This window comes from Arthrobacter sp. H20 (genome assembly GCF_000520515.1).
Taxonomy (GTDB): domain Bacteria; phylum Actinomycetota; class Actinomycetes; order Actinomycetales; family Micrococcaceae; genus Arthrobacter_D.
Map to the genome: position 1 here is coordinate 56,653 of NZ_KI914752.1, position 6,446 is coordinate 63,098.

Consider the following 6,446-nt stretch of genomic DNA (forward strand, 5'->3'; position numbering starts at 1 on the left):
CCCAGTAAAGGTGCGCGATGCCTGAATTCCCGTTTCTCAGCTTTGTTGAGGGCTTCGGCTGGTCGGCGCTCGGCGTCGTCGTGCTGCTGGCAGCAACTTTCGCGATGGCGCAGGTCCAGAAACGCCATTCAGTGATCGATACAGCGTGGGGGCTCGGATTTGTGGTGATCGCCGCGATCACCTTCGTCACGTCAGCCGAAACGTCCGCTGGATCAGGCGACGACGTCCGCCGCTCGCTCATGCTGATCCTGACCGCGGCGTGGGGCCTGCGGCTGGCCGGTTTCATTGGGTGGCGTGCCCGCGACGGCGCCGAGGACCCGCGGTATGAGGACATGCTCAGCGATGCGCCCGGCTCACGGAACGCGTTTGCCCTGCGCAAGATCTATCTGACGCAGGGGCTGGTGATGCTGTTCGTCTCACTACCCATTCAGGTTGCAATGTACTCAACCGGTCCGCTGGGGTGGCTGGCGTGGGTGGGAGCGGCGATCTGGCTGATTGGCTTCTTCTTCGAGTCGGTCGGCGACTACCAGATGGCAGCCTTCCGCAACAATTCGGCCAACAAGGGAACGGTGATGGACAAGGGCCTCTGGCGCTACACCCGCCACCCCAACTATTTCGGAGACGCGGCTGTCTGGGTAGGCCTGTTCCTGGTGGCCGCTGACTCCTGGCCGGGAATTCTCACTATCCTCTCCCCGGCCCTGATGTTCTGGACCCTTGCCAACAAGACAGGCAAACCCCTCACCGAGAAGCGTCTGAGCAGTCGCCCCGGTTACCGGGAGTACATCGAAAACACCAGCGGCTTCTTCCCGCTCCCACCCAAACCTGGACGAGGCGCATCGTCATGAGTCGACTGACCGAGAGAATTGCACGCTGGCAACCCCAGCCCAACGACCGTTTCTACCGGATGATCGTGCGGTCCGGGCAGGCACTGCGGTTTGTGTCCCAGATACGGATCATAGCCACCGGCCAGGAGAACCTCCTGCCTCCCGGTCAGTTGAACGGGAAGTCCCGGCGGCCCATTCCCGGGCAGGGCGCCGTAGTCGCCATCACGCACTTCGGTTATCTCGACTTCGCCTTCGCTGAACTGGTGGTGTGGGAGCACGCCCGCGCGCAAATGCGGTTCCTCATCACCAAGGGCGCGGGGTCGCATTGGTTTGCTGGCCCCGCCATTCGGGCTGCGGGCCATGTCATAGTTGACCGAAGCGCTGGCAGCGCCGCCTATCAGGGGGCGCTGGAGAAGCTGCGGGCCGGCGAGTACGTGGCAATTCTGCCCGAGGCCGGAGTCAGCCGCAGCTACACCGTCAGGGAGCTGAAAACGGGTGCGGTGCGGCTGGCGGTGGAGGCTGGCGTGCCGATCATCCCCATTTCGGTCTGGGGATCCCACCGCCTGATGAGCCGGGGCCATAAACTGTCCCTCAGAACTGTCTTCCGCGCACCGGTCAGGGTGCACGTGAGCAAGCCGATCTGGCATGATGCCGATGCCGACGTCACCAGGGAAACAGCACAGCTGCGCGCCGAACTCCAGGACGGTATCGACCGCGGCACCGCCAACTTCCCCATCGACCCCGAGCCGGGCGCCTGGTGGCAGCCCGCCCACCGGGGTGGCGGCGCGATGACCGAGGACGAACGTATCGCAGCCGACGCCTTCGACAAGGCCAGCGGCCGGCACGAGCGCCAGTAGCCGGGCTGGTTGAAAGGATGCCCTTAGCGGGCACCAGCAGCTAGTCGCTGACGACCAGGGTTTCGGGACTGCTGACCGAGGCCGATCCCATCGCTAGCAGCGGCTCAACCACGTTCACCAATGCGGTCATCGAGTCGTCGACCTCCAGCAGGACCGGGAACTGGTGCACCAGCATCGCCAGCAGTGACGCAATGGCAGCTTCCTGCTCGGCCGGAGCCAGACCAGGGTCGTAGCCCACCAGGACATCAGCTGGATCATCGGTTCGGGTCTGGGTGTAGCTGACGGCAAAAGCAGCAATCTTTCCGCCGTCCGCCGCCGGTTTGTCCCTGAGCACCACTGCTCCCCCGGCCCCGGTGGAGTCAGCGAGGAGGTATTGCTGCGCCTGGCCGAGGGTCATGTCGGCCGGGTCCCAGCCGTGCACAGAGTTGTACCAGGCGGCGACGGCGGTGGTTAGTTCCACCGAACCGGTCGCTGCCTCATCGAGCTGGGGTCCCGCATTGTCATCAAAGGCGGGCAGCGACAGCGCGTCGGGTTCGACCTGTACGATCCGTGACCGCTGGATCGGGCCAAACCCTGACGCTGCGGAGAAACCCGCGCCGGTGCTGCCCGGGTTCACTTTTGCCCGCAGCCGGGTTGCACCGGACAGCGAACCTCCCGCCTCATGCCGCAGCATCGCCAGCAGCGTGGACCCGACGCCGGTGCGCCGGTGGTCGGCGGCCACCTCAACGTAGGCCCATAGCCGTTGGTTGTGCAGCTTCGGTTCGAAGACATACGCTGCCGCGACGGGGACTCCCGCCTCAGTACCCACTACATCTTCGGCCACAATGCAGCGCAGCCACGGATGATTTGAGGACTGCCGGAATAGTGCCCTGGCCTGTTCCACCTGGGCGTTCTCGGGTCCGCCCCACAACTGGATGAGTTCGAGGTCGTCGCCGTCGCGCCACTCGCGATAGTTCAACGCCATCAGGAACCGATCAACCGCGCGGCCAGGTAGCCCTCGACCTTGTCCAGGGACACGCGCTCCTGCGCCATCGTGTCCCGTTCCCTGATGGTCACTGCCTGGTCATCGAGGGTGTCGAAGTCAACTGTGATGCAGAACGGGGTGCCGATCTCATCCTGTCGGCGGTACCGGCGTCCAATAGCTCCGGCGTCGTCGAAGTCGATGTTCCAGTTCCGGCGCAGCGCCGCTGCAAGATCTTTGGCCTTGGGCGACAGGTCCTCGTTGCGGCTCAGCGGCAGGACCGCTGCCTTCACGGGGGCCAGACGGGGGTCAAGTTTCAGGACAGTGCGCTTGTCGACGCCGCCCTTGGAATTCGGTGCCTCGTCTTCGGTGTAGGAATCGACCAGGAATGCCATAAAGGACCTGGTCAGACCGGCCGCTGGCTCAATGACGTACGGCGTGTACCGCTCGTTGGTGCCCTGGTTGAAGTAGCTCAGGTCGGTTCCCGAGTGCTTCGAGTGGGTGGCCAGGTCGAAGTCGGTGCGGTTGGCGATGCCTTCCAGCTCGCCCCACTCCGACCCCTGAAAACCGAAACGGTATTCGATGTCGGTGGTGCCCTTTGAGTAGTGGCTTAGCTTTTCCAGCGGGTGGACAAACAGGCGCAGGTTCTCTTCCCTGATGCCCAGGCCCGTGTACCAGTCGAGCCGGTTCTTGATCCAGTACTCGTGCCATTCATCATCGGTGCCGGGCTCGACGAAGAATTCCATCTCCATCTGCTCGAACTCGCGGGTGCGGAAAATGAAGTTGCCGGGCGTGATCTCGTTCCGGAAGCTCTTCCCGATCTGGCCGATGCCGAACGGTGGCTTCTTCCGGGAGGTATTGAGCACGTTGTTGAAGTTCACGAAGATGCCCTGAGCGGTCTCGGGCCGCAGGTAGTGCATGCCCTCCTCGTTGGCTACGGGGCCCAGGAAGGTCTTCAGCAGGCCGGAGAACTCCTGCGGTTCGGTCCATTCGCCACGGGTGCCACAGTTGGCACAGGCAACGTCCTTGAGACCGTTTTCGGCGGCGCGGCCCTTTTTTTCCTCGTACTCCTCCTCAAGGTGGTCAGCCCGGTAGCGCTTGTGGCAGCTCAGGCATTCCACCAGGGGGTCACTGAAGACATCGACGTGGCCGGACGCCTCCCACACCTTGCGCGGAAGGATGACCGAGGAATCGAGTCCGACGACGTCGTCGCGCCCGCGGACCACTGACTGCCACCACTGGCGCTTGATGTTTTCCTTGAGCTCGGCGCCGAGGGGACCATAGTCCCAGGCCGACCGTGATCCGCCGTAGATTTCCCCCGCCTGGAAGACGAACCCGCGGCGTTTCGCGAGGGAAATGATTGGATCGAGCGCGGACTGGTTCTTGGCCAAGGTGGTTCTCCATTTCTACAGGCCGCTGGGTGCGGTCCGTGGTGATGTCCGGCAGGGCCCAGGTGCCAGGGAATGGGCCGGGCGCGGCTGCTCGAATCGAAGGTACAACCCTAGCCTACCGATGAGTCCCCGATGCAGGCGCTGCGGTCGTCCAATCACCGGCACCTCAGCGGACGCGGAGTTCCCGTCTCGGCCAGGGCAGCGTGGTCAGCACGATCGCGACGAGGGTGAGGATTGGGCCAGCAACAGTAGCCGTTTCCACAACTGTGCCGGGGGTGGGGAACACGAGGTCGAGGACCAGTGAGCCGACCAGCTGGCCGGCGATCATTCCGAGCCCCGTGAGCAAAACTCCAAGGCTCCTCACCAGCACCGCACCGAGACCGATAAATACGCATCCCAACGGGCCACCCAGGTAGTACCACCACTCGGCGGGCAGTGTCTCCCCCGGTCCGGCGATCAGGATCTTGATGAGCCAGGCCACCAGCAGGACCGATGCGCCGGAGATGAAGTTGATCAGGGTGGCGATGATCGGGGTCCCGTAGTGGACAGAAGCGGTTCCGTTCATGGCCTGCTGGAAGCTGATGAGGAAGCCGGCGGCGATTGGGAGCAGCACAGGTATCAGCCAGGCCTGCGGGTCGCCCGTGGCGCCGAACCGGGGAGATACTGCCCACACCACCGAGGCGACGGCGAGCGCCGTCCCGATGAGCCGCATCGGTGTGAGCGGCCGCTTGCCCGCGGGGCCGATCCCCGCCCGGTCAGCAATCAGTCCGCTGAGAGTCTGGCCCATCACCGCCGCCACGGTAAACAGGGCGACACCCAGGATGCCGATCGTCAGGGACTGGGAGAAAACGAAGAATGCACCAATGGTGCCGGCCGCGAGATAGATAGGCGGGAAGCGCCGTTCCCGCACCGAGGGAAGAATCTGCCGGAACCCGGCTCTGCCCCGCGGAAGAGCGCAGGTGATGATCACCATGACCACCAACCCGGTGCTGAAACTGACCAGGGCCGCGGCGGCTCCGTCATTGAGCTGCGTGCCCAGGGCGCCGTTGATTCTGCCCTGCAGGGGAATGGCTACTCCCGCTGCGACTGCGAGCAGCAGGCCGAGTACTAGTGGAAGCCGGGGGTGGTGTGACACCCATTGATCCTATGGCAGCTTGACAGGTGCCTGGGTGCACGGTTTTCGCCTCAAGCTGCCCCCAGGTGCCGGGTCGGGCAGAATGGTCCCATGAGCGAATCCCACGAAATTCACCCACCCGCCGCAGACACCGTTCCCATTGCTGGCGACATGATCCGGCTGGGCCAGCTACTGAAGCTGGCCAACCTGGCGGAGGACGGGGCCCAGGCCAAGGAACTGGTGGACCATGGGCTCGTCAAAGTGAACGGTGCCATTGAGGAGCGGCGCGGCGCCCAACTTCATCCGGGCGACGTGGTGAGCGTGAACGGCGCCTCGGTCAGGATCACCCGCGGCTAGGCTTCGGTTCGATCCCGAACACTGTCAGTTCCAGGAACTCCTTGACGTGAGCAAGTTCCCGCACGCTGATGCTGTGGCCGATCCCGGCGTACAGCACTTTGGTCAGGCTGGTGTGGGCCACCGCCCAGCGGTGGGTGAACTCGATCCGGTCGCCAGTGATCACCGGATCCTCCTGGTCGCGTCCCCAAAACAGCGGCACCGGATGGGCTGCGGCGTCGTCGTCGTCGAAAAACTTGCTGTCGTCGGCGGGAACGGCGAATCCGGACAGGCCGACGACGGCGGTGAAGTCCCGGGGGCGGTGGCGGAGCAGTGAAGTTGCGACTGCCATTCCCATGGAGAACCCGAGCAGGGATACGCTCTGATGCGCTGCCTTGACCGTGTCCAGCCACGACGCCACCTGAGCGACGGAGTCAGTAACCAGGTCCACCGAGTATCCGGTGTCCTGCGTCAAGGGGAACCAGGTAAACCCGGGTCCCTGGGCATGGGGTGCCCTGACTGACGCCACCGTCAGGTTGGACGGCAGGTGATCCACCAGCCCCATCAGATCCTCCTCATTGGCGAGGTGACCGTGGAACATGACGAGCAGGGCGGTGCCCTGTCTCTGAGCCTCGGGCCGTGACCACAGGACCACCGGGTCCCAGGCCGGCGCGGTGGGCTGGGCGTCGGCTGGAGTGTTGGGTGTTTCCGAAATAGTCATTGAAGTATTCTGGCATGCGCCAGCCGGCGGCAACCAGCAGGGGTCGCGTTCGGTGATCGTCTGCTAGAGGATAGGGGGATGAACCGGAACCCGTACCCGTCACAGGAAACTCACACGCTGGAGAACAACATCCCGCATCCCTGGACGAGGTACGTAGCACTGGGTGACTCCTTCACCGAGGGCATTGGGGACCCCAACCCCGAGAGCGTTGGCGGGAGCCGCGGCTGGGCTGACCGGGTGGCGGA

The 6,446-nt window shown here is 64.3% G+C and carries 7 protein-coding genes and 1 pseudogene; 4 read left to right on the plus strand and 4 right to left on the minus strand.

The features are described 5' to 3' along the window. Positions 1 to 17 precede the first annotated feature (17 nt). A complete protein-coding gene (locus Y703_RS0114765; RefSeq protein WP_026553321.1) occupies positions 18 to 845 on the plus strand; it encodes a DUF1295 domain-containing protein in 828 nt (275 codons plus the stop codon). Beyond that, the gene (locus tag Y703_RS0114770) at positions 842 to 1,681 is read left to right on the plus strand and encodes a lysophospholipid acyltransferase family protein (RefSeq protein ID WP_026553322.1); all 840 of its coding nucleotides are present in this window, start codon (positions 842 to 844) and stop codon (positions 1,679 to 1,681) included. Before Y703_RS0114765 ends, Y703_RS0114770 begins: the two co-directional genes overlap by 4 nt. Positions 1,682 to 1,721: 40 nt before the next feature. Here Y703_RS0114770 and Y703_RS0114775 read toward each other — a convergent pair whose 3' ends face one another. The 3 genes from Y703_RS0114775 to Y703_RS0114785 all read right to left on the minus strand — a co-directional run bounded on the left by Y703_RS0114775 (position 1,722) and on the right by Y703_RS0114785 (position 5,168). Then, entirely contained in the window at positions 1,722 to 2,645 is a 924-nt protein-coding gene (locus Y703_RS0114775) for a GNAT family protein (RefSeq protein WP_026553323.1), read from the minus strand. Further along, positions 2,645 to 4,033 carry a glycine--tRNA ligase gene (locus Y703_RS0114780; protein WP_026553324.1) on the minus strand — a complete coding sequence of 463 codons (1,389 nt, stop codon included), beginning with the start codon at positions 4,031 to 4,033 and terminating at the stop codon, positions 2,645 to 2,647. The genes Y703_RS0114775 and Y703_RS0114780 overlap by 1 nt, the downstream gene beginning before the upstream one ends. A gap of 166 nt (positions 4,034 to 4,199) precedes the next feature. Further along, the gene (locus Y703_RS0114785) at positions 4,200 to 5,168 is read right to left on the minus strand and encodes a DMT family transporter (protein ID WP_026553325.1); all 969 of its coding nucleotides are present in this window, start codon (positions 5,166 to 5,168) and stop codon (positions 4,200 to 4,202) included. A 90-nt stretch (positions 5,169 to 5,258) separates the two neighbouring features. Here Y703_RS0114785 and Y703_RS0114790 point away from each other — a divergent pair, with 90 nt between their 5' ends. Continuing rightward, a complete protein-coding gene (locus Y703_RS0114790; protein WP_051427631.1) occupies positions 5,259 to 5,504 on the plus strand; it encodes an RNA-binding S4 domain-containing protein in 246 nt (81 codons plus the stop codon). Here Y703_RS0114790 and Y703_RS0114795 read toward each other — a convergent pair. Then, complete coding sequence (locus Y703_RS0114795) at positions 5,491 to 6,201, minus strand: alpha/beta hydrolase (protein WP_026553327.1); 711 nt, start codon at positions 6,199 to 6,201, stop codon at positions 5,491 to 5,493. The two genes, Y703_RS0114790 and Y703_RS0114795, sit on opposite strands and share 14 nt — an antisense overlap. A gap of 78 nt (positions 6,202 to 6,279) precedes the next feature. On the opposite strand from Y703_RS0114795, the pseudogene Y703_RS23215 reads away from it, so the two are divergent. Continuing rightward, a pseudogene (locus Y703_RS23215) lies at positions 6,280 to 6,446 on the plus strand (SGNH/GDSL hydrolase family protein); the annotation flags it as partial.

Coding starts and splice junctions, on each gene's coding strand:
- Y703_RS0114765 (WP_026553321.1), top strand. CDS start 18: ATGCCTGAATTCCCGTTTCTCAGCTTTGTTGAGGGCTTCGGCTGGTCG.
- Y703_RS0114770 (WP_026553322.1), top strand. CDS start 842: ATGAGTCGACTGACCGAGAGAATTGCACGCTGGCAACCCCAGCCCAAC.
- Y703_RS0114775 (WP_026553323.1), bottom strand. CDS start 2,645: ATGGCGTTGAACTATCGCGAGTGGCGCGACGGCGACGACCTCGAACTC.
- Y703_RS0114790 (WP_051427631.1), top strand. CDS start 5,259: ATGAGCGAATCCCACGAAATTCACCCACCCGCCGCAGACACCGTTCCC.
- Y703_RS0114795 (WP_026553327.1), bottom strand. CDS start 6,201: ATGACTATTTCGGAAACACCCAACACTCCAGCCGACGCCCAGCCCACC.